The organism is Nonomuraea sp. NPDC052129 (assembly GCF_040680095.1).
In the GTDB taxonomy this organism is placed as follows: Bacteria; Actinomycetota; Actinomycetes; order Streptosporangiales; family Streptosporangiaceae; genus Nonomuraea.
In genome coordinates this window covers 234,078-257,358 of the sequence record NZ_JBFAVX010000012.1, presented here as the reverse complement: position 1 = coordinate 257,358, position 23,281 = coordinate 234,078, and the positions used below count along the sequence as shown (strand labels likewise).

Sequence of the window (23,281 nt, the reverse complement as noted above, 5' to 3'; positions counted from 1 at the left end):
CGATGGCGCGTAGCCGCATGACTGCAGAGGAGGCCGTGTGTCCGAGTCCGCCGACGCCGATCCGGGCCGTTCTGATCCGGGCAGGATCGCCACCCGCCAGGAGTTCGCGCGCGAGCTCTCGTCGCTGCGCGAGCGGGCGGGTCTGACCGTACGGCAAGTGGCGGCCAAGGCCGGCGCGTACGGCGCGCACAGCACCCTCGGCGACTGGTTCGCGGGCCGCGGACTGCCGTCCACGTCGTCGCGTGACCTGCTGGTACGGGTGCTGGAGGTGTGCGGGGTGGCCGATCCGGCGGAGGCCGGCGCGTGGCTGGCCGCCTGGCGGCGGGTACGGCGGGCTCCCGGCCGCCGCGTCGCCGGTCCCGAGCCGTATCGGGGGCTGGCCGCCTTCCAGCCGGAGGACGCGGGCTGGTTCTTCGGACGGCGCGCACTGACCGGCCGGCTGCTCGAGCAGGTGGCCGGGATGAGGGCGGCGGGCGGAGGCGTGCGGCTGGTAGTGGGGCCCTCCGGGTCGGGCAAGTCCTCCCTGCTGCGGGCCGGCGTGGTCGCGGCCCTCCGCGATGGCGCCCTGCCCGATTCCGCGCACTGGCCGGTGATCGTGACCGTCCCCGGTGCGCGGCCGGTGGCCGAGTTGGCCGCCCGGCTGGCGGCCCTGGCCGACGTGCCGGCGGGCGAGATCGCTGCGGTCGTCCGCGAGGATCCCGGGGCCGCCGCCCGGTACGTCGGCCGGGCCGGGGTCGGCGACCGGCCGCTGGTGCTGGTGGTGGACCAGTTCGAGGAGGTGTTCACCGAGTGCGGGGACGAGGCGGAGCGGCGCGGTTTCATCGCCGCCGTGCGTGCCGCGGCCGCGCCGCCCGGCGGCGCGCTCGTGCTGCTGGGGCTGCGTGCCGACTTCTACGCGGCGGCGTTGCGGCATTCGGAGTTGGTCGCGCTCGCGCAGGACGGCCAGCTCGCCGTCGGCCCGATGGAGGAGGCCGAACTGCGCGAGGCCATCGTGGAGCCGGCCAGGCGCGCCGGCGTCGAGATCGAGGACGGCCTGGTCGAGCTGCTGCTGCGGCAGGTCGCCCCGTCCGGGGGCGTCGCCGCGGGCGGCGGGGCGCACGAGGTCGGCGTACTCCCGCTGCTGTCGCACGCCCTGTACACCACCTGGCGCCAGGGTCAGGGCCGGAGCCTGACCGTGGCCGCCTACCACGCGGTGGGCGGCATCGAGGGCGCGGTGGCGGCCAGCGCGGACGCCGTCCACGACGGGCTCATCGGCCGCCGCCGCGAACTGGCCCGCCGCCTCTTCCTGCACCTGGTGCACGTCGCGCCCGATGCCGCCGACACCCGGCGCAGGGCCACCGTGGCCGAGCTGCTCGACGGCGGCGACGGCGAGGAGGCGGCCGAGATGGAGGAGGTCCTCGACCGGTTCGTCGCGCGGCGGCTCATCACCGCGGGCGCGGACACTGTCGAGATCAGCCATGAGGCCCTGCTTCGCGCCTGGCCGCTACTGCGGTCCTGGGTGGACGCCGACCGTGCCGGGCTGGTCGTCGCGCGCCGGCTCACCGCCGACGCCGCGGCCTGGATACGCCTCCATCGCGACCCCGACGCGCTGTATCGTGGCGGGCGCCTGGTCGCGGCGCAGGAGTGGGCCGCCGGCTATGGCGAGCGGCTCCCTGCGGACGCGCGGGAGTTCCTGGAGGCGAGCGTTCGCCAGTCCCGGCGGCGGACCCGCCGGTTGCACCAGGCCGTCGCCACGCTCGCGGCCCTGCTGGTGGTGGCCCTGGTCGCGTCCGGTGTGGCGGTACGCGCGCAGCGTGCCGCCGCCGACGCGGAGCGCACCGCCACGTACCAGCGCGACCAGGCGCTCTCGCGGAAGACGGCGACGGACAGCGGCGCACTGCGCGTCACCGACCCGGGCCTGGCCGCGCAGCTCGCCCTGGCCGCCTACCGGCTGTTCCCCACCGCCGAGGCCAGGGGAGGCCTGCTCAGCGCGGTGGCCGGAATGCCGGCGACCCTGCTGACCGGTCACGAGAACGCCGTCTACGGGGCCGCGTTCCAGCCCGGCGGGCGCCTGCTGGCCACGGCGAGCACCGACCAGACAACGCGCCTGTGGGACGTGCGCCGTCCGCATCGTCCGCAGACTCTGGCGGTGCTCCGCGGCCACCTTGGGGCGGTGCTGGCGGTGGCGTTCGCCCCCGGCGGCCGCGTCCTGGCCACGGCCGGTGACGATCGCACAGCCCGGCTGTGGGACGTGGCCGACCCGCGCGCGCCGCACCCGCTGGCCGTGCTGACCGGCCACTCCCAGGGCATCCGGCACGTGTCGTTCAGCCCGAGCGGCCGCACCCTGGCGACGGCGGGCCATGACGGCGTCCCGAGGTTGTGGGACGTGTCCGACCCCTCGCGTCCGCACCTGGCCGCCGAACTGCCCGTCGAGCCCGGCACCATGACCACGGCGGTCTTCGCCCCCGCCGCGGACGTCCTGGCCACCGCCGGGCCCGGGAACACCGCGCGTCTGTGGGACGTCGCCGATCCGCGCCGTCCCCGGCGCCTGGCCGACCTCGAAGGCCACACCGCCGCGATCCTGGCCGCGCGGTTCAGCCCGGACGGCCGCACGCTCGCCACCGCCGGCTTCGACAACACGGTACGGCTGTGGGACGTCGCCCACCCGCGGGAGCCGAAGCCGATCGGCACCCTCACCGGACACACCAACGGCGTCGCGGCGCTGGCGTTCAGCCCGGACGGCCGGCGGCTCGCCAGCGGCGGCTACGACATGACCGTACGGCTGTGGGACCTCCAGCGGCCCGCGAGCATTCCCCTGACCCTGACCGGACACGCCGACACGGTCCTCACCGCAGAGTTCCAGCCCACCGGTGAAACGCTCGCCACCACCTCCAGAGACGGAAGCATCCGGCTGTGGGACCTGCGGGCACCGCTGATCGGGGGGCAAGACGGCACCGTCTACACGGTCGCCATCAGCCCCGACGCCCGCACCCTGGTCACGGGGGCCGACCGGACAGCGCGACTGTGGAGCCTGGCCCCCGGGCGCCCGCCCACGCCGCGGGCCGTCCTGGTCGGCCACACCGATGGCATCGTCCGGGCGGTGTGGCGACCGGACGGCAAGGTGCTCGCCACCGCCAGCCTCGACTTCACCGTCCGGCTCTGGCAGGCCCGCGACGGCGGGCGCGCCGGTCCGCTCTCCACCATCAAGGCCCACACCGACAACGTGTACTCGGCCGCCTTCGATCCGTCCGGGCGGACCCTGGCCACCGTGGGCGCCGACCGCACCCTGCGCACGTGGGACGTCGCCGATCCGCGCCACCCGCGGCTGCTGGCGACGGTCACCGGGCACGGCGACACGATCCTCGCGGTGGCCTTCTCGCCCGACGGCCGCACCCTGGCCACCGGAAGCGCCGACCGCACCATACGGCTGTGGGACGTCACCGACACCCGCCACCCGGCCGTCACCGCCACTCTGACCGGCCACCGCAACGCCGTCAACGACGTGGCGTTCAGCCCGGACGGCCGCCGGCTGTCCTCGGCGGGCGCCGACGGCCTGGTCCTGCTCCACGACATCGCCGCCCGGCCCGCCCGGCGGCCGCCCGTGCCGTTGACCGGCCACACCAGCGCCGTCGCCGCCGTGACCTTCCACCCGGGGGGCCGACTGCTGGCCTCCGCCGGCTTCGACGGCACAGTGCGCCTGTGGGACCTCACACGCGCCGGCCAGCCGGACGCCACGGTCACGCTGAGCGGCCACACTGACCGGGTGTACGCCGCCGCGTTCAGCCCGGACGGCCGCACGCTGGCCACCGGCGGCGTCGACGCGACCGTCCGGCTCTGGGAGACCGACGTCGGCCGCGCCGCCCGGCAGGCATGCGCGCTCGCCTACCCTGTGATCAGCCCGGCGGAATGGGCCCGCCGCATGCCCGGCCTGCCCTACCGTCCCCCCTGCCCGTGACCGGGGCGAACGGGGTCATGTCCCGGAAGCTTCCCAGCCCGCCTCAGGGCTCGACGAGACCGACCGTGAACGCGTAGTCGTCCAGGATGAACTGACTGATGCCCGAGATGCGCAGGGCCTGCACCCGGACCGTGTAGGTGCCGGGGCCCAGGGAGGGGGAGAAACGCTCGAGGGCGTGCGCCTCCTCGGCGCCGTCGGGGCTGTCGAACTTGTAGTCCGTGCCCGCGACCGGCTGCAGCTCGGTGGTCGTCCCGGCGGAGTTGACCACGACGATGCGCGCGGAACACCATGCGCCGGCGGTGCCGGCGCAGACGGACTCGGCGGTGAAGCGGGCGTCGACGAACCGCGTCGTCCCCGTGGGCACGGTGATGTTGACGGACGCCGTCGGGATGTTCCCCCAGGCGCCGATGGTCTGGGCGGTCCAGGGGCCGCTCTCGCCGGTGAAATACTGCGCGCTGGTCTGTGTGCCCGTTTGGGAGCTGGCCACGGCCTGCGCCGCCGTGACCGTCAGCGCGAGAACTCCGGACAGCGCCACCGCGGCGGACGCGACCTTGACGAGTCTGGACAACGGGGTTCCCCTCTCTGCTCGCGCGAAGCCCCATGCGCTCCGCGACAGGTGGTTGCCGGAACCACGCTGACGAGAACGCGGTGGCCGGTGAAGCCCTGGCCGAATCATCCGTACAAGCCCGTACAGGCACCGGGGCGTCCTGGGCCGCGCGGCGGCCGGTCTGCCCTACCGATGGCCGGTGACGGGAGGAAGGCCGCTGCCCGCCTCTCTCAGGGGCTCTCATGATCCCTTCGGAGGCGACGACCACCGGGCTGCCGTGTCGCCCGCTTGCAGCGAGTCCACGCGGTGAGCAAGCTCCTTACGGGAGAACTCTTTCGCCGATGCTGTGCGGATGTACGGGCTGAGGCCGTTGAGCTCGCGGATGGCGATCAGGAGGTCCAGGCCGGGCCATTCGCGGATGTCCCAGCCGTACGCGTCCGCGAACTCGTCGAGTTGCCCGGCCGAGACGTGACCGAACCGCCTATGCATGTAGTGGATCTGCATGAGATCCCACTCGGGCGGTCCGGCAGCAACATGATCCCAATCCCCCAGAACCACTCGACCCGACGAGTCCCGCAGCTGGTTGTTCGGGTGAGCGTCGCCGTGGATCAGGCCCGGCGGATGTGGAAACTCCACTTCGGCCCATGCCCGGCGAAGCTGAGCGATCCGGTTCGCGAGCCAATCACGGTGATTCTGAGATACCTCATCAGGGGCGGCTTCAACGGCCTGGGTGACGCTGCCCAACGGGTCTGCGAACCGGCCGACACCGACAGACAGCGGCTGCGCATGAAGGCGGCGCAGAATGTCACCCAGTTCCTTGCTACTCGGAGCTGGCGCGGGCACCGCTTCCACGTAACGCCAGAAAGACACGACGTGGTCGCGGATAACGTAAGGTTGACCTTCGACTTCAGCCGGGACAACGCACGGAAAGTCGCGTTCTGCGAGCCAGTGGGTCACCTTCACGGAAGATCTGATTTGGCCAAGCGCATCAGGATTGGTCGCGATCCTGATCAGCACATCCAGGCCCGGGATGACGAAGAGAGCGTTGCTATGCCGGCGCAGCAGCCTGGCCTCGTCCATCGGCATGCGGAGACTTGTCTCTGCCGCCATGGCCCGACCTCACCGGGGACGATGCTCGCGACGCTGCCGAATGGATCTGCGAGGTCTGGCCGACGCCGGGGGTAGGCGACGCCGTCACGATCGCCAGCCCTGATCTGGCTAGCGTGCTCACCGCGTTGTGCGAGAACTCGAACGCCTTCCGGCCTCGTCAGATCCGCCGCGCGATGACCGAGGGCGCGCACCTGGCGCTGCTGCGCCGCCACCTGGACCGCACCGGCAAAGCGCGGCAGCGCCCGCACCGAGACTCTCGCCGACGCAGTCGACGCCTACCAGGCCGCCGGATACCAGGCGTTGGAAGCCCGCACGGCTGATCACGGCTGGTACAGCATCCGCGTCCAGTTCGCCGAGTGGGAGAGCGCCGAGCAGGCCGCCGTGACCCACCTCAGCCCGCGCCTGGATCGCCTGTGCGAGCGCAAGCTGATCAGCGAGTGGTGGTTCATCCGCAAGCATCCATGCTGGCGGCTCCGGCTACGCCCGCTCGGCGGCCTCGTCCCCGAAGTGAAGGCCGCCGTCAACGCCGCGCTGAACGACCTGACCGTGTCCGGGGTGCTCACCCGCTGGTGGCCGACCATCTACGAGCCGGAGACCGCCTCGTTCGGCGGCCCGGTCGGAACCGAGATCGCCCACGCCCTGTTCAGCGCCGACAGCAGCCACATCCTCGCCTACCTGCGGCAGCGCCCGCCGGACGTCGGCCGCAAAGAGGTGTCGATGCTTCTGAGCGCCACCCTGTTGAGCGCGACCGGACTGGATCGGTTCGAGCGCGGAGACGCGTGGAACCGCATCGCGGAACTTCGCCCCCTTCCCGCCGACGCTCCCTCCACCAGCTTGAAGGACCTGGCCGAGCGGATCCGCCCCCTCGTCGCCTCCCCCACCGGCTCGATCGCCCCGGATGGGCCGGGCGCCTTCGCCGCGCCCTGGGCAGCCGTCTTCCGCAATGCGGGGCGGTCCCTCCGTGAAGCCGCGTCCGCCGACCATCTGGACCGGGGCGTCCGCCACGTCCTCACCCACCTGGTGATCTTCCATTGGAATCGTCTCGGCTTGCCCGCCACCACGCAAGGCATTCTCAGTCGTGCCGCACGTGAAGCCCTCCTCCCTTCAGGGAAGTGATCACCCTTTTCGAGGGGCTGAACGTAGCTACCACCCCTCCCGCCGGAGCACAGAGCTTGATGAAGGGCCCGTTTTCGAAGGCGGCCCAAACCGCGTCGGCGCCTCCTTGCCCCTCCGCTTTGCCCCCGCGTCCACCGGTTCCTTAGGGTTGGTGGGTGTCAGAGCCGACATCGCCCCCGCCGCGGATCGGGTCCCCCGAGTGGGATCGGGAACTCGCGAGCATTGGGCTGGATCGGCGAGGGGTCGACGCTGATGTGAATGCCGTGCTGGCGACCACGGACGCCCCTAGCGAGTTCGACCCGCACGGGCTGAATCTCTTCGGGACCGATGCCGAGATCGCCGCCGACTGGGTCCTGTTGCATCAGAGGTTCCCTTCCTATGGGATTTTGATGTACCTGCGAATGTGCTGGTCGCAAGGTGACCACGCGCTGCAGGACTGGATCGTGCGCCAATTCGCCGCGATGCTGATGTACGGTCCGGGCCCGGTGGCCGATTCGGCCGAGTACGGGCTGTGGGTCGACTACTTCGAATCGCCTGAGGCATCGCAGGTCTTCACGGCGCTGACCCTTCAGTTGCCGCGGTCCCACTGGGATCGCCTGATCAGCGGCGCCGGTCCGGTGCCCTGGGACGCCAAGCATCAGGTGTTCCAGGAGGCGGCCGAGGTCCCGGCGCTGCATCCTGCGCTCGCAAGGGGCATCGCGGGTTCGTTCTATGACGTGTACGGCGACGTCGACGCCGTGGACGCGGCCCTGCTGCTCGGTCGGCTCACGGTGGCGGACGAATCTTTGCTGGCGGCGCTGACCGAGGCCACCACACAGCCGCTGCGACTGCGGTCCGGATCGGCTGTGATCGCGGACGAGTCCGATGCGGGGTGGCCGCACCCGGGGAGCTTCCTGCTTCGCGCGGCGGTGGGCAGCTCGCGAATCCGGTGGGTGCGGCAGTCCGAGCTGGTGGCCGACGGCCGGGTGTACGGTCGCCTGGCGCACTGGGACTTCCCGTTCGACCCGACGAAGATCGCGCACCGCGTTGTGGCCGCACCCGAGCCGGAGGGGCGGATCGTGCTGTTCCGGGTCGAAGGGCCGCCTGAGCACGCTGAGCTGCTGGTGGGCCGGGAACTCGAGGCATGGCCGCCGGGTCTCAGGGAGCATCTCGCACCCTGAGGGCCCCGGGTGTCAAGTGTCCCAATTCCCCCCTTACGGGAATCGAAGACACCCTCTGAGGGATGGCACCCGGCGGGACGCTCCGACAGGCTTCAGCACCGTCGTCGCACTGGTGGTGGGGCTGCTGCCGAGCGCGGGCCTGGCCCTCCGCTCGACGATCGCTCTCTAGCCTCGCGCTCGTCTCTGGATCAGGGTCTCCACGCCGTCCAGGATCCGGGCGAGGCCGAAGGAGTAGTCGAAGCCCCGCTTCTCCTCGGCGGTGTCCGGTGGATAGTCGTAGGCACCCGCGTCGACCGCCGCACGCAGGGCGGGAAAACGCCGCGCGTCGACGAGATCGCCGAGTAGCGTGCTGTATGCGGCAATCGACTCCCCCGAGGCGGCCGGCCCGATCTCGGCGCCCATCCGCGCGGTGGTGAGCATGTAGCTGGCGACCAGCAGGACCACACCGGCCTTTTCCGCTTCGCTCAGCCCGGTATCGCGCAACGCGGCCAGGGCGCGATCGGTCCACGCCAGCTGGTTGGGGGTGATCGGTGGCCCGGTGATGGGCACGTGCACGATCCAGGTATGGGCGCGCAGCATCACCCACTGCGCCGCGCACCAGCGCTCCAGGCCGACCCGCCAGTCGTCGCAGGGCTCGTCGAGCTCGGCGGGCACGGCCGTGACCGCGTCCAGCATCAGCAGCAGCACCTCGCTCTTGCTCTTGACGTGCCGGTAGAGCGACATCGTGGTGAAGCCCAGCCGCTCGGCGACCCTGGCCATCGACACGGCGTCGAGGCCGCCGGCGTCGGCCAACTCGACCGCCGCGCGGGCGATGCGCGGCGGGCTGAGCCCCTGCCTGGGTTCAGGCGCCGGCTCGTCGAGTCTTCCCCAGAGCAGGTCGAGCCCCGGCGGCAGCTTGTCGTTCATGGTCCTCACCTTCGCGCATCGCCCTCGCCTTTCGCGACGTCCGTCCGACGCCGACGCCGACGAGCTGGGCCGCACGCTTGCGCTCCCGCCAAGTGTATGTCATACACTCGGTGTATGACATACACAGCATTGATCATCGGCGGTGGGATAGCGGGCTCGTTATGCGCGGTCGCCCTGCGCAAGGTGGGGATCACGCCGGTCGTCTATGAGGCGTACGACCGGACCGCGGACCACACGGGTGCCTTCCTGACGCTCGCGGTGAACGCGCTCGACGCCTTGCGCGCCCTCGACGTCGACCTCGGCGACGTCGGCTTCGACACGCCGCGCATCGTGTTCACCAACGGCTCCGGCAGGCGACTCGGCGAGCTGCCGTACGGCACCGCCCTGCTGGACGGCATGGTGAGCCGGACCGTCAAGCGGGCCGACCTCTACCGCGCCTTCCGCGAGCGGGCCGTCCGGTCCGGCGTACACATCGAGTACGGCAAGCGGCTCCTCGACGCCGAGAGCGCCGGCGACGGGGTGCTGGCGAGGTTCGCCGACGGCACCTCGGTCCGCGGCGACCTGCTCATCGGCGCGGACGGCCTGCGGTCACGTACCCGCGAGATCATCGACCCGCACGCGCCGGACGCACGCTACGGCGGGCTGCTCAACACGGGCGGCTACGCCCGCGGCGTCTCCACCGGCGGCGAGACGGGCACAATGAACGCGATCTTCGGCAAGCGCTGCTTCTTCACCCACACGACGCATCCGAGCGGCGAGGTGTGGTGGGCGGCGAATCCGGCCCAGGCCGCCGAGCCCACCCCCGCAGAACTGGCCGCGATCACCCCCGAACAGTGGCGGTCCCGGCTGATCGACATGTTCCGGCACGATCGCGGGCCCGCCGCGGACATCATCGCGGCGACCGGCGAGATCTTCGCGGGCTGGAGCACCTACGACGTGCCGACCGTACCGAAGTGGCACGGCGACCGGATGGTCATCATCGGCGACGCGGCCCACGCGACCGCTCCCTCGATCGGGCAGGGCGCGGCCATGGCCATCGAGGACACCGTCGTGCTGGCCAAGTGCCTGCGGGACAGCCCGGACATCGCCACCGCGTTCGCCGCCTACGAACGGCTACGGCGCGAGCGCGTGGAACGCGTCGTCGCGCAGGGCAATCGCACCGGCGGCTGGAAGACGCTCGGTCCCGTCGCCCGGGTGCCGCGTGACCTGATCATGAGCCTGGCCATGAAACAGATGGCCCGCACCGGCAACGACCCCAGCCGATGGATCTACGAACACCACATCGACTGGGACGAACCACTCCAAGAGGTGCCGCGCAGCTGAGCGCGGCCGAACAGGTGCTGTCCCGGCTGCGCATCACCCGCGACACGATCCTGGAAATGACCGGCGACCTGCCCGAATCCAGCCCCGAGGCGACCTCGCTCCCGCCCGCCTACCAGCAGATCCTGGCGATCGTAGAGCAAGCACCGGACGGGCTGCGCGCCAAGGACATCTGCCGGATGCTGAACACAGGGCTGGAACCCAAGCACACCGTGAACATGCGCGCCAAGCAGCTCCTCGGTCATGGTCGACGTCGGAGCGTCACCTCGCGGTTGGCCAGGGAACGTCGATGATGCGCCCCCCTTCAGGGGTTCGGGGGCTACTCGCCGGTTCCCAAGCGGTAACGCCCAGGCGGCCGGTCGAGCCGAGGTCGAAGTTGCCGGGGACGCGGTGGCCGCCGACCACGAGGGTGGTGCCGAGCGCGGGTGGGTGATTGGTGCCACCGTACGTGTTGCGCCACACCAGGGTGAAGCGGGCGGAGCGGCCCGGGCGGAGGGACAGGATTCTGGAGCCGGGGTCCTTGACCGCGGTCGTGACCTGTCGTGCACCTCTGTCGATCTCGATGTCGAGTGGCTCGCCGGCCTTGTCCAAGAGGCGGACGCGGGGGTAGCCGTGGACGCTGCGTATCTTGTTGCCGCAGTTGGTGAGGGTCACGGTCTGGACGCGGAGCCCCATGGCGGCGTTCGGCTCCTCGGCGGTCAACGACGTCCCCGAGCCGGGGCAGGACGGCGTGGGGGAAGGGGACCACGACGTCGGCCGCGGTGCAGTCGTGGGGTGGTGCGGGCCGACCGGCGCGGCGCCTGGCCCGTCTACGCCGCAGCCGGCGAGGCAGAGCGCAATAAGGGAGAACGCCCGGACGGCGGACATGACGGTCATCGGCCCCATCTTGCCGGACCGCCGAGGAAAGGACCGCCGGGTGGGATGGCAATCGTTGCCGTTCGACGCCAACCACCTTGGCGATGCCCTCTCTGTCAGATTCCCCGGTTCTCCATCTTCAGGCTCCGTCAGCGGTGTTCCAGTCCAGGATTCCGGGTCCGCGGAAAAACTGCCGCACCTCGCCGGCCCGGCCGCCACTCAGCCGCAGGGCGAGGGCAAGACTCGTGACGACAGCAAGCGGCCCGCGGGTTCGCTTCCGCTAGAGACACCGCGCGAGGTGGTGGACGAGCCGGCCACGAAAGGGCTGAACACTCCGCCGCCGCTGACATGGGAATCCTCCCCGACTGTCACTGGATCAGCACAAGCGGCGAACGACAGCCGGCTCGCTGGTATTCGCGCGGTCTCTCATGAAGCCCCCTAGGGAGATAGCTTTGATCTGATGGAGACTTTCAGCGAACACCCGTCGAGTCCAAGTACTGGCAACGAACCATCTCCATGGGAAGGGCGAGGCCGCTCGCTGTGGCTTCGCGTCGTCATCGGTTTGGTATGTGTTGCGCTGGTGGCGGCCGTGCCCATATATGTGCACCAGCAAGATTTGCTGGTCTCCCAAGCACGGGCGATTGCCCTCGACGGCATCGAACAACGCGATCACGATTGGTATGCCGCAAAGCTATTAGGCTACGTTGCCGTGGGGATCCACTCGGATGATTACACTACATCTGCACTTGCGGATACGCTCGCCATAGAGCGTCGTGGCCTATTTCCGGGCAGTGCGACCATTGTCGATGTCGCGTTGGCTGCCGACGGCAGAACGGCGCTTATCTCTAACGCCCAGGAGGGCTACGGAATTTGGCAACTCCAGGGAAAGGGTCCTGAGTCAGGCAGAGAGAATCTTCAGGCCACCAGAACGGGCACCCTTGGTGCTGGGTCTGGGCCGATAGCCCTGTCCTCGGATGGGCGGAGGGCGGTAACAGGCGAAGACGTGAGCGGCGGCATCGATGTGTGGGATCTGGGCGATCCTGATAGGCCGTCCAGGACGCCCGTGCGTAAAGGTGACTACCGCGAACAGCTTCTCGAGTTGTCGTTGACCGCTGACGGCACGACCCTGTTCGCAGGGTTCGAGGACGGTTCCATTGAGATCTGGAATCTGGGTGCCGGACGGAAGCCAAGGCAGCTGGCGCGCAGGCAAGAACATGCGTCTGGAGTTCGCATTTTATCCGGGACATCCGATGGTAAAACGCTGCTTACTGTCAGCGATGATTCTGCAATTTTCTGGTCCATGACTGATCCGAGCCGGCCCACCAAGCTTGCGGAGCTCAAAAGCGCGACACTCGAGCCGGAGGTGCGCGAATGGAGCAGTGGCGCGCTTAGCGCAGATGGCAAGAGGGCGATAATCGGACGAGGAGTGTGGGATACGACCAATCCGCAGTCGCCAACTCATCTGGGTGATTTGTCTATTATCCCCGAATGGGCGACTCCGGTGGCAATCTCCTATGACGGATCTATTGCTGTCACAGTGGATGATGAGCCAAGCGGTCCGGCGAGTTCTGACCCAGTTATCGTGTGGGGGCTGAAGGACGGCTACCGCCCGGTCAGCTTGGCAACGCTCAGAACGCCCGAGTCCGAGAGCTGGCTGGTGGCCATGAGCAAGGACGGAAGAACATTAGCCGTGGGGACGAGAACGGGAGGTGCCTATTCGTGGCTACTGCCCAACCTGCGCAAGGGTTTCATGGAGGACGCTTGTAGAGAGTCTCCGCCCCTTCCGCCCGTGCCGGGTTTTTGGGAGTCCGTAAGTACCGAGTCACCTCCCGACGTACTGGGCAAGAGGCCGTTTGCCATATGTCCTCTTGGCGGCAGGTCAGGGAAGTGAGCCTGTCGCTCAGTAAAGCGGCAGAACCGGGAGATGAATGAGCCGGTAAAAGGCCAGCTTGCGGTAGTTGAGCCTGTTGTGCCCTTCGGGAAGTTGCCGACCGCCGTCGCCTTTGTCCGGCTTGCCGTTGCCCGCATCAGCGGTGATCGCGTGTTTGCGGATCGCGGTGCGGGTTACCTTGAGCCACGGTTCCCACTGGCTGGGGGTTTGCGGCTCGCTACGGCGCGAACGGGTGGAACGCGTCGTCGCGCAGGGCAATCGCACCGGCGGCTGGAAGACACTCGGTCCCGTCGCCCGCGTGCCCCGCGACCTGATCATGAGCCTCGCCATGAGACGCATGGCCCGCACCGGCGACAACCCGAGCCGGTGGATCTACGAACACCACGTCGGCTGGGACGAACCCGTCTACAGCGCGGGCTAGTTCTGCCGGCGTCCGCGCCGGGTGGAGGGCAGGTCGTGGCGCCCCGAGACGAACTCCTGGACCGCGATCTTGGCCCTGATCACCGGCCGGCGCCACCGTTCCTCCCGGTGCGCGGCCGTGGCCAGCTTCCGCGGCCGCCGCTTCTGGTAGAACAGGTGGGCCCACGGAGACCCGGGCCTGGCCAGCCGCACCGCGCTCACCAGCAGCAGCACGGGCACGAACAGGCCCACTATCCCGGTCCAGATCTTGCCCTTCAACAGGGTGATCACGGCGAGCGCCATGTTCGCCACAAGCAGCGCACCCGGGTTGACCGGGGTCCCGTAGTCGAACGACAGCGGCCGGAGCCCGGTGAGCAGCAGCCCCGTCATCGCGACCGCGATGAACACCGCGTCGACCGAGGTGCGGCCCTCTTCCTCCCAGTACACGTCGTGCAGGTGCAGGATCAGCGCGAACTCGTCCAGCACCAGCGCCGACCCGATCCCGAAGACGGCGGCCGCAGCGGAGTAGGCCACCTGCGACGCCGAGGACACGATCAGCCCGCTGACCCCGCCGACCAGCATGAGCACGACCCCGAACACCACGTGGTGGATGTGCATCTCGCCCACGTTGACGTTGCGGAACCAGCCGACCTTCGCCCTGATCAGCCGCACGTTGACGCGGGTGGCCACGAAGGCCCCGATGAGCGCGACGAAGAAACAGAACAGCGGCAGCCGTCCTGTGTCGACAATGCTCAGCTCGAACCAGTTCCCCATGACCTTGAAAACGATGCTACGAGGCCAATCGTCATCCCTTGACCATTTGGACCGGGAAACGAACTCAAGACAGGAACGCGCGCAGCAGCGCCGCCGTGCCCTCCAGGTGTTCCGCCACCGCTCGGCGGGCCCCTTCCGGGTCGCCCGCCAGGATGGCCGCCACGATCGCCTCGTGCTGGCGGGCGGAGTGGTCGAGGTTCACCTGGAGCATCGGGATGGCGTTGAGGAGGTCACTGACCCGCAGGCGCGCGTCGGCGCAGGCGGTGGCGAGCAGGGCGGAGCCGGTCAGCTCGGCGATGGAGAGGTGGAAGGCCGTGTCCAGCCGCCGGTAGTCCCCGATGCCCGCCTTGTTGAGTGCCGTGAGCCGGCCGCGCAGGAGGGAGCGCTGGTCGTCGGTCAGCGGGGCTGCCGCCAGCACCGCCGCGGCACCGCATTCGACCGCCATGCGGAAGGTCAGCGCGTCGGTGAGGTCGGCCGTGCCCATGTCGGCCACGACCCTGCGCAGGTCGCCGCTCTCCGGCGGGGGCGGGGCGTAGGTGACGAACGCGCCGCCGTAACGGCCGCGCCGTACGTCGAGGTAACCGGCATCTTGGAGCGCCCGGATCGCCTCCCGCAGCGTCACCCGGCTGATGCCGAGCTGGACGGCCAGCTCACGCTCCGGGGGCAGTTTCCGGCCCGGCGCGACCACGCCGAGCTTGATCGCCTGGAGCAGCCGTTCTACCGTCTCCTCGAAGGCGTTTCCTGCCCTGACCGGCCGTAACACCGTCATCAACCGCGCCGAGTCGTCCAACGTGTCCTCAGGTCTTGACAAGCGATCCCCATATGCACATCAATGGTCTAAGAGTAGCCCAATTAGCGGGAAAGCGAGCGAACTTCTGTGAGCGAGCGAGGTCTTCCACAGCCCGGACCACTGTCCGTCGACGAGTTGCGTGACGAGGTGGCCGCCGGGCGGGTCGACACCGTGCTGCTCGCCATCGCCGACATGCAGGGCAGGCTGCAGGGCAAGCGGCTGTCGGCGCGCTATTTCCTGAACGAGGTGCTGGGCCACGGCTCCGAAGGCTGCAACTACCTGCTCGCCGTGGACGTGGACATGAACACGGTCGACGGCTACGCGATGTCGTCCTGGGAGCGCGGCTACGGCGATTTCGTGATGAAGCCCGATATTTCCACGTTGCGGTGGGTGCCGTGGCAGGAGGGCACCGTCATGCTCATGGCGGACCTGACCTGGGAGAGCGGCGACGACGTGACCGCCTCGCCGCGGCAGATCCTGCGCGCGCAGCTCGCCCGCCTCGCCGACCGCGGCCTGGCCGCCTTCGTGGGCACCGAGCTGGAGTTCATCGTGTACGAGGACAGCTACGAGGACGCGTGGAAGCGCGCGTACCGCGACATGTCCCCCGCGAACCTCTACAACGTCGACTACTCCCTCCTCGGTACGGCCCGCATCGAACCCCTCCTTCGCCGGATAAGGCGGGACATGGAGGGAGCTGGGCTGTACGTCGAGTCCGCCAAGGGCGAGTGCAACCTGGGCCAGCACGAGATCGCCTTCCGCTACGACGAGGCGCTGAAGACCTGCGACAACCATTCCATCTACAAGAACGGCGCCAAGGAGATCGCGGCTCAGGAGGGCAAGTCGATCACTTTCATGGCCAAGCCGAACCAGCGCGAGGGCAACTCCTGCCACATCCACATCTCGTTGCGGAGCGTGGACGGCGATCCGGTGATGGCGGGCGACGGCCCCCACGGGCTGTCCGAGCTCGGCGCCCGCTTCATCGCCGGGCAGCTGGCCCACATGCGCGAGCTCACCCTCTTCTACGCCCCGAACATCAACTCCTACAAACGCTACGTCCCCGGCAGCTTCGCCCCCACGGCCGTCAAGTGGGGAGTGGACAACCGCACCTGCTCGCTCAGGCTCGTCGGCCACGGGGAGTCGCTGCGCATCGAGAACCGGGTGCCGGGTGGCGACGTGAACCCCTACCTCGCGGTGTCGGCGCTGATCGCGGCCGGGCTGCGCGGCATCGACGAGGAGTTGCCGCTGGAGGACGCGTTCGGGGGCAATGCCTACGACTCCGGCGCCGAGACCGTGCCCCACACCTTGCGGGACGCGCTGGCGCTGTTCGAGGGGTCGAAGCTGGCGCGTGAGACGTTCGGCGACGACGTGGTGGCGCACTATGCGAACAACGCCCGGATCGAGCTGGCCGCCTTCGACGCGGCTGTCACGGACTGGGAGCTGTTCCGGGGTTTCGAGCGGATGTGAGCACGATGCAGATCGTCAATCCGGCGACGGAGGAAATCCTCGCCGACGTGGAGCTGGCCGACGCGGCCGAGGTCGACCGGGCCGTGGAGCGTGCCAGGCGGGCCTATCAGGGCTGGCGCGACGTGGCGCCCGGCGACCGGGCGCGGCTGCTGCGCCGCTTCGCCGACCTGGTGGACGAGCACCGGGAGGAGCTGGCTCTGCTGGAGCTCACGAACTCCGGCCACCCGATCGGCAACGCCCGCTGGGAGGCGGGCGCGGTACGCGACGTGCTGCACTTCTACGCCGGCGCCCCCGAACGCAACCACGGCAAGCAGATCCCGGTGCCCGGCGGTGTGGACATCACCTTCCAGGAGCCGCTGGGCGTGGTGGGCGTGATCGTGCCCTGGAACTTCCCGATGCTCATCATGAGCTGGGGCGTCGCCCCGGCACTGGCCGCGGGCAACACGGTGATCGTCAAGCCCGCCGAATGGACCCCGCTGACCGCGCTGAGGCTGGCCGAGCTGGCCCTCGCCGCGGGCCTCCCCGAGGGGGTGCTCCAGGTGCTGCCTGGGGCAGGGGAGGTCGCGGGGGCCCGCCTGGTCGAGCATCCGCAGGTGGCCAAGATCGTGTTCACCGGCTCGACCGAGGTGGGCAAGGAGATCGCCGCCAAGGCGGCAACCCAGGTAAAGCGGATAACCCTCGAACTAGGCGGCAAATCCGCAAATATCGTGTTTGCGGACTCGGATCTGGAAAAAGCGGCGAAGACGGCGCCGTATGCCGTCTTCGATAACTCCGGCCAGGACTGCTGCGCCCGATCCAGGATCCTGGTGCAGGCGGAGGTCTACGACGCGTTCCTGGAGCTGCTGCTGCCGGCCGTACAGAACATCAGAGTCGGCGACCCGCTCGACGAGAGCACCGAGATGGGCCCTCTGATCAGCGCTGAGCATCTGGAGCGGGTGCGCGGCTTCATCGACGGCCCGCCGTACCTGCAGGGCGGCTGCCCGCAGGGCAAGGGGTTCTGGTTCCCGCCGACGGTCCTGACGCCGGCGCTCACCGACCGTGCGTTCACCGAGGAGATCTTCGGGCCGGTGGTGTCGGTGGTGCCGTTCGCGGACGAGGCGGAGGCGGTGCGGATCGCCAACGACACGCCGTACGGCCTGAGCGGCTCCATCTGGACCCGTGACGTCGGCCGGGCGCTGCGCGTCGCGCGGGCCGTGGAGGCGGGCGCGCTGTCGGTGAACTCGCACTCCTCGGTCCGCCACTGGACGCCGTTCGGCGGCTTCAAGGAGTCCGGCCTCGGCCGGGAGCTGGGCCCGGACGCCCTCATGGCGTTCACCGAGACCAAGAACGTCTTCATCTCAACGGAGTGACACACATGCAGCGTTTGCACAACCGCGTCGCGGTGATCACCGGCGCGGGCGGCGGCATCGGCCTGGCCACCGCGCGGCGGTTCGCCGAAGAGGGCGCCAAGGTGGTCTGCGCCGACGTCGACGAGGAGGCGGGCACCAAGGCCGCCTCCGAGGTGGGCGGGCTCTTCGTCAAGGTCGACGTGACCAGCGAGGACGACGTCGTCCGGATGTTCCGGACGGCGTTCGACACCTATGGCTCCGTCGACATCGCCTTCAACAACGCGGGCATCTCGCCGCCCGAGGACGACTCGATCCTGGAGACCGGCATCGAGGCGTGGCGGCGGGTGCAGGAGGTGAACCTGACGAGCGTCTACCTGTGCTGCAAGCACGCGATCCCGTATATGCAACGGCAGGGCAAGGGCTCGATCATCAACACCGCGTCGTTCGTGGCGGTGATGGGGTCGGCGACGTCGCAGATCTCCTACACGGCCTCGAAAGGCGGGGTACTCGCGATGTCGCGCGAGCTCGGCGTCCAGTTCGCGCGCGAGGGGATCCGGGTGAACGCGCTGTGCCCGGGGCCGGTCAACACGCCGCTGCTGAAGGAGCTGTTCGCGAAGGACCCCGAGCGGGCCGCGCGGCGCCTGGTGCACGTGCCGGTGGGGCGCTTCGCCGAGGCGTCGGAGATCGCGGCGGCGGTGGCGTTCCTGGCCAGCGACGACGCCTCTTTCATCACGGGCTCGGAGTTCCTCGTCGACGGCGGCATCTCGGGCGCCTACGTCACGCCTCTATAGGAAGGGAAGTTGTGGAGCGACCCGTCATCGGGATCACGTCCTATGTCGAGCCTGCCCGCTACACCGTGTGGGACATGCCGGTCGCCCTGCTGCCGTACATGTACGTGGAGCAGGTGGTCCGGGCCGGCGGGCAGCCGGTGATCCTGCCGCCCGCCGGGTCGCCCGCCCGGCTGGTGGCGCGGTTGGACGGGTTGATCCTGGCCGGTGGTGGTGACGTCTCGCCCGAGCGGTACGGCCAGGAGCCACACGACCAGACCGGCTACATCCGGAAATTTCGGGACACGGCGGAGTTCGCGGTGATCGAGGCGGCTCTTGAGGCCGACCTGCCCTATCTCGGGATATGTCGGGGCATGCAGGTGCTCAACGTCGCGCTCGGCGGGACCCTGCACCAGCATCTGCCCGATGTGGTGGGACACACCGGGCACTCCCCCGCACCCGGCGAGTTCGGCCACCTGCCCGTCCGGCCCGTGGCGGGGACTCTCGTCGGCAAGGCGCTCGGAGCCGAGCCGGTGACCGTGCCGCACTACCACCACCAGGCGATCGACCGGCTCGCACCTGGCCTGACCGTATCCGCCGTGGCCGACGACGGCACGATCGAGGCGGTGGAGCTGGACTCCCGGACGTTCGCCATGGCCGTGCAGTGGCATCCGGAGGCGGCGAAGGACTGCGCGCTGTTCGAGGCGCTCGTCGCCGCCTGCTGAGCCGCACCCCGGCGCAGTCCTTCTGACCTCAAGCGGCCGGATCCGCAGGCGACAACTCCCCCATATCAGCACTAGGCTTACGGACATCACCGTCGAAACCGTGCGGGAGAGCGTCCTGGCATCCGGCCAGGTCCCCTGAAGGAGCAAGCCCTCCCCGCGAACCTCTCAAGGCAAAGGACCGCACGGACGAGGTGTCCTCTGGAAAGCAGGCCTGGCGGCCTCGCCGAAGGTGAAAGTCCGGCAAATTACGGGCGAAGCTCTCAGGCACCCATGACAGAGGGGGAGGATGTCTGGCATCCGATCCTGCCCTGAGGTGCGCATATGTCACGTCCTACACCGCTCCGAGAGGTCCACGAGAGCCTCGGCGCGACATTGACCGATTTCGCCGGGTGGCTGATGCCGCTCCGCTACGGCAGCGAGTCCGCCGAGCACAACGCCGTGCGCCAGGCGGCCGGGCTGTTCGATCTCTCCCACATGGGCGAGATCTTCGTGACCGGGCCTCAGGCGGGCCAGGCGCTCGACTACGCGCTGGTGGGACACCTGTCGGCGCTCGCGCCCGGCCGGGCCCGCTACACCATGATCGTGAACGAGCGTGGCGGGGTGCTGGACGACCTGATCGTCTACCGGCTCGGGGACGAGGAGTTCATGGTGGTGGCTAACGCCTCCAACTATGAAAAAGTCGGGGAAGAGCTGAAAAATCGTGCCAAGTCGTACAACGCGGTGGTCGATGATCGCTCGGAGCAGTACGCGCTGATCGCCATTCAGGGGCCGCGCGCGCAGGAGATCCTCGCCACGCTCACCGACGCCGACCTCGCCGGGCTGAAGTACTACGCGGGCCTGCCCGGTCTGGTCGACGGGCGGCAGGCGCTCATCGCGCGCACCGGCTACACGGGTGAGGACGGGTTCGAGCTGTTCGTGGCCAACCAGGACGCCGTCCCGCTCTGGCACGCGCTGACCGAGGCCGGCCGGCCGTACGGGCTGCGGGCGGCGGGTCTGTCCAGCCGTGACACGCTCAGGCTCGAAGCGGGCATGCCGCTGTACGGCAACGAGCTCGGCGTCGAGCTGACCCCGTTCGACGCGGGGCTGGGCAGAGTGGTGAAATTCGACAAGCCGGGCGACTTCGTCGGCAGGTCGGCGCTGGAGGCGGTCAAGGACACGCCGCCGCGGCGCCGGCTCGTCGGACTGGTCGCGCGGGGTCGCCGGGTGCCGCGCCACGGATACCCGGTGACCAAGGACGGCGCCGTCGTCGGCGAGGTCACCAGCGGGGCACCCTCCCAGACCCTGGGTAAGCCCATCGCCATGGCCTACGTCGACAATGGGGCCGACGCAGGTCTGGCCGTGGACATCCGGGGCAGCCATGAACCTATGGACCTCATTGAGCTGCCCTTTTACAGGAGGAACAAGTGAGCAACATCCCAGACGAGCTGAGCTACACCAAGGAGCACGAGTGGGTGGCCGGGCTCGACGACGGCATCACCGTGACCATCGGCATCACGGCCTACGCGGCCGAGGCGCTGGGTGATGTCGTCTTCGTGCAGCTTCCAGAGGTCGGCTCGACCGTCGAGGCGGGCGACTCCATCGGTGAGGTCGAGTCGACCAAGTCGGTGAGCGAGATCTACACCCCCGTCGGCGGCGAGATCGTCGAGGTCAACCAGGCCGTCGTGGACGATCCGTCGCTGGCCAACAGCGACTCCTACGGCGATGGCTGGATGTTCCGCGTGCGCGTGGAAGGCGACCCCGAGGACCTGCTCACCGCCGAGGAGTATTCGGCGCTCACCTCAGGCGAGTCCTGACCCACCCGCCGGGGTCCTGACGGGCCCCGGCCCTTCTGAAGGGCGCCCATCAATGGCGATCAGCGTCTTCGACCTGTTCAAGATCGGCATCGGCCCGTCGAGCTCGCACACCGGCGGTCCCATGGCCGCCGCGCACCGGTTCGCCCGCGGTCTGCACGACGACGACCTGCTCGCGCGTACGGCCCGCGTCGAGGCGATCCTGTACGGCTCGCTCGGCCTGACCGGCAAGGGCCACGGCAGCGACAAGGCCGTCCTGCTGGGGCTGTCGGGCGAGAAGCCCGAGCTGGTCGACGTGGACTCCATCGACGCGCGCCTGGCCGCGATGCGCGAGTCCGGCACGGTCCGGCTCTACGGCACGCACGAGATCCCCTTCGTCGTGGGCGAGGACCTCGTCTTCGAGCGCAAGATCTCCCTGCCCGAGCACCCGAACGGCATGCGCTTCACCGCCTTCTCCGAATCGGGCGAGAAAGTGCGCGAGAAGGTCTACTTCTCGGTCGGCGGCGGCTTCGTGGTGGACGAGCAGGCCACCGGCGCCGACCGCATCAAACCCGACGACACCGTTCTGCCCTACCCCTTCACGACCGGGGACGAGCTGCTCAAGCACTGCTCCAACACGGGGCTGTCCATCTCCGCGCTGATGCTGGAGAACGAGCAGGCGTTCGGCCGCTCCGCCGCCGAGATCCGCGCGCGGATCCTGCACCTGTGGCAGGTCATGTGCGAGTGCGTCGAACGCGGCATCGCCAAGGAGGGCGTGCTGCCGGGCGGCCTCAAGGTCAAGCGCCGCGCGAACCGCCTGCACCGCCGCCTGCAGACCGAGTCGCCGAAGACCGACCCGCTGCACGCCATGGACTGGGTGTCGCTGTTCGCGCTGGCGGTCAACGAGGAGAACGCCGCGGGCGGCCGCATCGTCACCGCCCCCACGAACGGCGCCGCGGGCATCATCCCCGCCGTCCTGACCTATTACTCCCGCTTCATCCCGCATGCCGACGACGACGGCATCGTCCGCTTCTTCCTCACCGCGGCGGCCATCGGCGTCCTGTTCAAGGAGAACGCCTCGATCTCGGGCGCCGAGGTCGGCTGCCAGGGCGAGGTCGGCTCAGCCTGCTCCATGGCCGCCGCGGGACTCACGGAGGTCCTGGGCGGCACGCCCGAGCAGGTGGAGAACGCGGCGGAGATCGGCATCGAACACAACCTGGGCCTGACCTGCGACCCGGTCGGCGGCCTGGTCCAGATCCCGTGCATCGAACGCAACGCGGTGGCCTCCATCAAGGCCATCGCCGCGGCCCGCATCGCCCTGCGCGGCGACGGCCAGCACTTCGTCGCCCTGGACCGGGCGATCAAGACGATGCGTGATACGGGACGGGACATGCTGGACAAGTACAAGGAGACCTCGCGCGGCGGCCTCGCGGTCAACGTCATCGAGTGCTGACCCGGGGCGCGCTCTGGTTCGAGCGCGCTCGCGTTCGCGTGCTCGCGTTCAAAGCGGGTTTGCGTTCGAGCGCGCTCAAAGCCATAGCGTCGCCGACATGACGACACAGACACAGACCTGGATCATCACCGGCGCGTCCCGCGGACTCGGGCGCGCACTCGCGGAGGCGGCGCTCGCGGCGGGCGACCACGTGGTGGCGGCGGTACGCCGGCCCGAGAGCGTGGCCGACCTGAAGGCCGCGTACCCGGACGCCTGCCTGATCGCCACGTTCGACGTCCGGGACACCACCGCCGCCGCGGACCTCGTACAGAAGACCCTCGACCACTTCGGGCAGCTCGACGTGCTCGTCAACAACGCGGGCCGGGGCATGGTCGGCGCGGTCGAGGAGATCGGCGATGCGCAACTGCGTGAGCTGATGGACCTGCACCTGTTCGGCCCGGCCGCGCTCGTTCGCGCGGCGCTGCCCGCGATGCACGCGCGGGGCACCGGCACGATCGTGCAGATGAGCAGCCAGGGTGGGCGGATGTCCTTCCCCGGCGTGTCGGCGTACTCCGCGTCGAAGTTCGCCCTCGAAGGCTGGTCCGAGGCCCTGGCCGGGGAGGTCGCGCCGCTCGGGATCCGCGTGATGATCGTCGAGCCCAGCCGGTTCAGGACCGACTTCCACGCCAACGACGTGCTGGAGTTCGTCGAGGAGTCCGAGACCTACCGTGACCTGCTCGCCAACGTCCGGGCGGACATGGCCGCAGCCGACGGCCTCCAGGAGGGCGACCCGGCGCGGGCGGCGGAGATCATCGTGTCCCTCGCGCACAGTGCCGAGGTGCCGCTGCGGCTACCGCTCGGGCGCGAGGCGGTCGAACGCATCTCGGGCGCGTACCGGCGCGGCCTGGACGAGGTCGAGCGGTGGGCCGAGACCTCCCGCAGCGCCGACTTCGAGGGTGTCCCAGCTGCGGTACGCCCGATTTAAGCTGGTTGT

The 23,281-nt window shown here is 69.6% G+C and carries 21 protein-coding genes and 1 riboswitch; of the genes, 14 read left to right on the top strand and 7 right to left on the bottom strand.

Annotation, left to right across the window (positions count from 1 at the left end; genetic code table 11):
* Nucleotides 1-37 precede the first annotated feature (37 nt).
* A complete protein-coding gene (locus tag AB0L53_RS26920) occupies nt 38-3,934 on the top strand; it encodes a helix-turn-helix domain-containing protein (RefSeq protein ID WP_363999108.1) in 3,897 nt (1,298 codons plus the stop codon).
* Between the two features lie 43 nt (nt 3,935-3,977).
* Here the strand turns inward: AB0L53_RS26920 and AB0L53_RS26915 are convergent, their stop codons facing one another.
* Together AB0L53_RS26915 and AB0L53_RS26910 are read right to left on the bottom strand one after the other, a co-directional pair.
* A complete protein-coding gene (locus tag AB0L53_RS26915; protein WP_363999105.1) occupies nt 3,978-4,502 on the bottom strand; it encodes a hypothetical protein in 525 nt (174 codons plus the stop codon).
* A 219-nt stretch (nt 4,503-4,721) separates the two neighbouring features.
* A complete protein-coding gene (locus AB0L53_RS26910; protein ID WP_363999102.1) occupies nt 4,722-5,567 on the bottom strand; it encodes an aminoglycoside phosphotransferase family protein in 846 nt (281 codons plus the stop codon).
* Nucleotides 5,568-5,891: 324 nt separating this feature from the next.
* Here AB0L53_RS26910 and AB0L53_RS26905 point away from each other — a divergent pair, with 324 nt between their 5' ends.
* Entirely contained in the window at nt 5,892-6,707 is an 816-nt protein-coding gene (locus AB0L53_RS26905; RefSeq protein WP_363999099.1) for a thiopeptide-type bacteriocin biosynthesis protein, read from the top strand.
* Nucleotides 6,708-6,970: 263 nt separating this feature from the next.
* Nucleotides 6,971-7,867 carry a hypothetical protein gene (locus AB0L53_RS26900; protein ID WP_363999096.1) on the top strand — a complete coding sequence of 299 codons (897 nt, stop codon included), beginning with the start codon at nt 6,971-6,973 and terminating at the stop codon, nt 7,865-7,867.
* Nucleotides 7,868-8,032: 165 nt separating this feature from the next.
* On the opposite strand, the gene AB0L53_RS26895 is transcribed toward AB0L53_RS26900, so the two are convergent.
* On the bottom strand, nt 8,033-8,773 hold the full coding sequence (locus tag AB0L53_RS26895) for a TetR/AcrR family transcriptional regulator (RefSeq protein ID WP_363999093.1): 741 nt from the start codon (nt 8,771-8,773) through the stop codon (nt 8,033-8,035).
* Nucleotides 8,774-8,887: 114 nt separating this feature from the next.
* On the opposite strand from AB0L53_RS26895, the gene AB0L53_RS26890 reads away from it, so the two are divergent.
* Both AB0L53_RS26890 and AB0L53_RS26885 read left to right on the top strand, forming a co-directional pair.
* Nucleotides 8,888-10,096 (top strand): FAD-dependent monooxygenase, encoded by a 1,209-nt coding sequence (locus AB0L53_RS26890; RefSeq protein ID WP_363999090.1) that lies wholly within the window; start codon nt 8,888-8,890, stop codon nt 10,094-10,096.
* Between the two features lie 14 nt (nt 10,097-10,110).
* Nucleotides 10,111-10,386: a hypothetical protein gene (locus tag AB0L53_RS26885; RefSeq protein WP_363999087.1), complete on the top strand. Its 276-nt coding sequence runs from the start codon at nt 10,111-10,113 to the stop codon at nt 10,384-10,386.
* Here the strand turns inward: AB0L53_RS26885 and AB0L53_RS26880 are convergent.
* Entirely contained in the window at nt 10,355-10,969 is a 615-nt protein-coding gene (locus tag AB0L53_RS26880) for a DUF4232 domain-containing protein (protein ID WP_363999084.1), read from the bottom strand. The two genes, AB0L53_RS26885 and AB0L53_RS26880, sit on opposite strands and share 32 nt — an antisense overlap.
* 439 nt (nt 10,970-11,408) lie before the next feature.
* Between AB0L53_RS26880 and AB0L53_RS26875 the strand changes: the two genes are divergently transcribed.
* Nucleotides 11,409-12,839: a WD40 repeat domain-containing protein gene (locus tag AB0L53_RS26875; protein WP_363999081.1), complete on the top strand. Its 1,431-nt coding sequence runs from the start codon at nt 11,409-11,411 to the stop codon at nt 12,837-12,839.
* 9 nt (nt 12,840-12,848) lie between these two features.
* Here AB0L53_RS26875 and AB0L53_RS26870 read toward each other — a convergent pair whose 3' ends face one another.
* From AB0L53_RS26870 to AB0L53_RS26860, 3 genes are all read right to left on the bottom strand, one after another.
* Nucleotides 12,849-13,157, bottom strand: a complete 309-nt coding sequence (locus AB0L53_RS26870) for a hypothetical protein (RefSeq protein WP_363999078.1) — start codon at nt 13,155-13,157, stop codon at nt 12,849-12,851.
* 99 nt (nt 13,158-13,256) lie between these two features.
* A complete protein-coding gene (locus AB0L53_RS26865) occupies nt 13,257-14,012 on the bottom strand; it encodes a hypothetical protein (protein ID WP_363999075.1) in 756 nt (251 codons plus the stop codon).
* Nucleotides 14,013-14,076: 64 nt separating this feature from the next.
* A complete protein-coding gene (locus tag AB0L53_RS26860) occupies nt 14,077-14,781 on the bottom strand; it encodes an FCD domain-containing protein (protein WP_363999177.1) in 705 nt (234 codons plus the stop codon).
* Between the two features lie 108 nt (nt 14,782-14,889).
* Here AB0L53_RS26860 and AB0L53_RS26855 point away from each other — a divergent pair, with 108 nt between their 5' ends.
* From AB0L53_RS26855 to AB0L53_RS26820, 8 genes are all read left to right on the top strand, one after another.
* Nucleotides 14,890-16,266: a glutamine synthetase family protein gene (locus tag AB0L53_RS26855; RefSeq protein ID WP_363999072.1), complete on the top strand. Its 1,377-nt coding sequence runs from the start codon at nt 14,890-14,892 to the stop codon at nt 16,264-16,266.
* Nucleotides 16,267-16,271: 5 nt separating this feature from the next.
* Nucleotides 16,272-17,615, top strand: a complete 1,344-nt coding sequence (locus tag AB0L53_RS26850) for an aldehyde dehydrogenase family protein (RefSeq protein ID WP_363999069.1) — start codon at nt 16,272-16,274, stop codon at nt 17,613-17,615.
* 5 nt (nt 17,616-17,620) lie between these two features.
* Complete coding sequence (locus tag AB0L53_RS26845; RefSeq protein WP_363999066.1) at nt 17,621-18,385, top strand: 3-oxoacyl-ACP reductase; 765 nt, start codon at nt 17,621-17,623, stop codon at nt 18,383-18,385.
* Between the two features lie 11 nt (nt 18,386-18,396).
* Nucleotides 18,397-19,086, top strand: a complete 690-nt coding sequence (locus AB0L53_RS26840; protein WP_363999063.1) for a gamma-glutamyl-gamma-aminobutyrate hydrolase family protein — start codon at nt 18,397-18,399, stop codon at nt 19,084-19,086.
* 93 nt (nt 19,087-19,179) lie between these two features.
* Nucleotides 19,180-19,277: riboswitch (glycine riboswitch) on the top strand.
* A gap of 130 nt (nt 19,278-19,407) precedes the next feature.
* Nucleotides 19,408-20,493, top strand: coding sequence for a glycine cleavage system aminomethyltransferase GcvT (gcvT, locus tag AB0L53_RS26835; RefSeq protein WP_363999060.1), 1,086 nt, complete (start codon nt 19,408-19,410; stop codon nt 20,491-20,493).
* The gene (gcvH, locus tag AB0L53_RS26830; RefSeq protein ID WP_358537349.1) at nt 20,490-20,879 is read left to right on the top strand and encodes a glycine cleavage system protein GcvH; all 390 of its coding nucleotides are present in this window, start codon (nt 20,490-20,492) and stop codon (nt 20,877-20,879) included. Before gcvT ends, gcvH begins: the two co-directional genes overlap by 4 nt.
* Nucleotides 20,880-20,931: 52 nt before the next feature.
* On the top strand, nt 20,932-22,308 hold the full coding sequence (locus tag AB0L53_RS26825) for an L-serine ammonia-lyase (protein ID WP_363999057.1): 1,377 nt from the start codon (nt 20,932-20,934) through the stop codon (nt 22,306-22,308).
* 97 nt (nt 22,309-22,405) lie between these two features.
* Nucleotides 22,406-23,272 carry an SDR family NAD(P)-dependent oxidoreductase gene (locus tag AB0L53_RS26820; protein ID WP_363999054.1) on the top strand — a complete coding sequence of 289 codons (867 nt, stop codon included), beginning with the start codon at nt 22,406-22,408 and terminating at the stop codon, nt 23,270-23,272.
* The last annotated feature ends 9 nt before the right edge of the window (nt 23,273-23,281 follow it).

Coding starts and splice junctions, on each gene's coding strand:
- AB0L53_RS26910 (WP_363999102.1), bottom strand. CDS start 5,567: ATGCCGATGGACGAGGCCAGGCTGCTGCGCCGGCATAGCAACGCTCTC.
- AB0L53_RS26895 (WP_363999093.1), bottom strand. CDS start 8,773: ATGAACGACAAGCTGCCGCCGGGGCTCGACCTGCTCTGGGGAAGACTC.
- AB0L53_RS26890 (WP_363999090.1), top strand. CDS start 8,888: ATGACATACACAGCATTGATCATCGGCGGTGGGATAGCGGGCTCGTTA.
- AB0L53_RS26880 (WP_363999084.1), bottom strand. CDS start 10,969: ATGACCGTCATGTCCGCCGTCCGGGCGTTCTCCCTTATTGCGCTCTGC.
- AB0L53_RS26875 (WP_363999081.1), top strand. CDS start 11,409: ATGGAGACTTTCAGCGAACACCCGTCGAGTCCAAGTACTGGCAACGAA.
- AB0L53_RS26870 (WP_363999078.1), bottom strand. CDS start 13,157: ATGATCAGGTCGCGGGGCACGCGGGCGACGGGACCGAGTGTCTTCCAG.
- AB0L53_RS26865 (WP_363999075.1), bottom strand. CDS start 14,012: ATGGGGAACTGGTTCGAGCTGAGCATTGTCGACACAGGACGGCTGCCG.
- AB0L53_RS26860 (WP_363999177.1), bottom strand. CDS start 14,781: ATGACGGTGTTACGGCCGGTCAGGGCAGGAAACGCCTTCGAGGAGACG.
- AB0L53_RS26850 (WP_363999069.1), top strand. CDS start 16,272: ATGCAGATCGTCAATCCGGCGACGGAGGAAATCCTCGCCGACGTGGAG.
- AB0L53_RS26845 (WP_363999066.1), top strand. CDS start 17,621: ATGCAGCGTTTGCACAACCGCGTCGCGGTGATCACCGGCGCGGGCGGC.
- gcvT (WP_363999060.1), top strand. CDS start 19,408: ATGTCACGTCCTACACCGCTCCGAGAGGTCCACGAGAGCCTCGGCGCG.
- AB0L53_RS26825 (WP_363999057.1), top strand. CDS start 20,932: ATGGCGATCAGCGTCTTCGACCTGTTCAAGATCGGCATCGGCCCGTCG.
- AB0L53_RS26820 (WP_363999054.1), top strand. CDS start 22,406: ATGACGACACAGACACAGACCTGGATCATCACCGGCGCGTCCCGCGGA.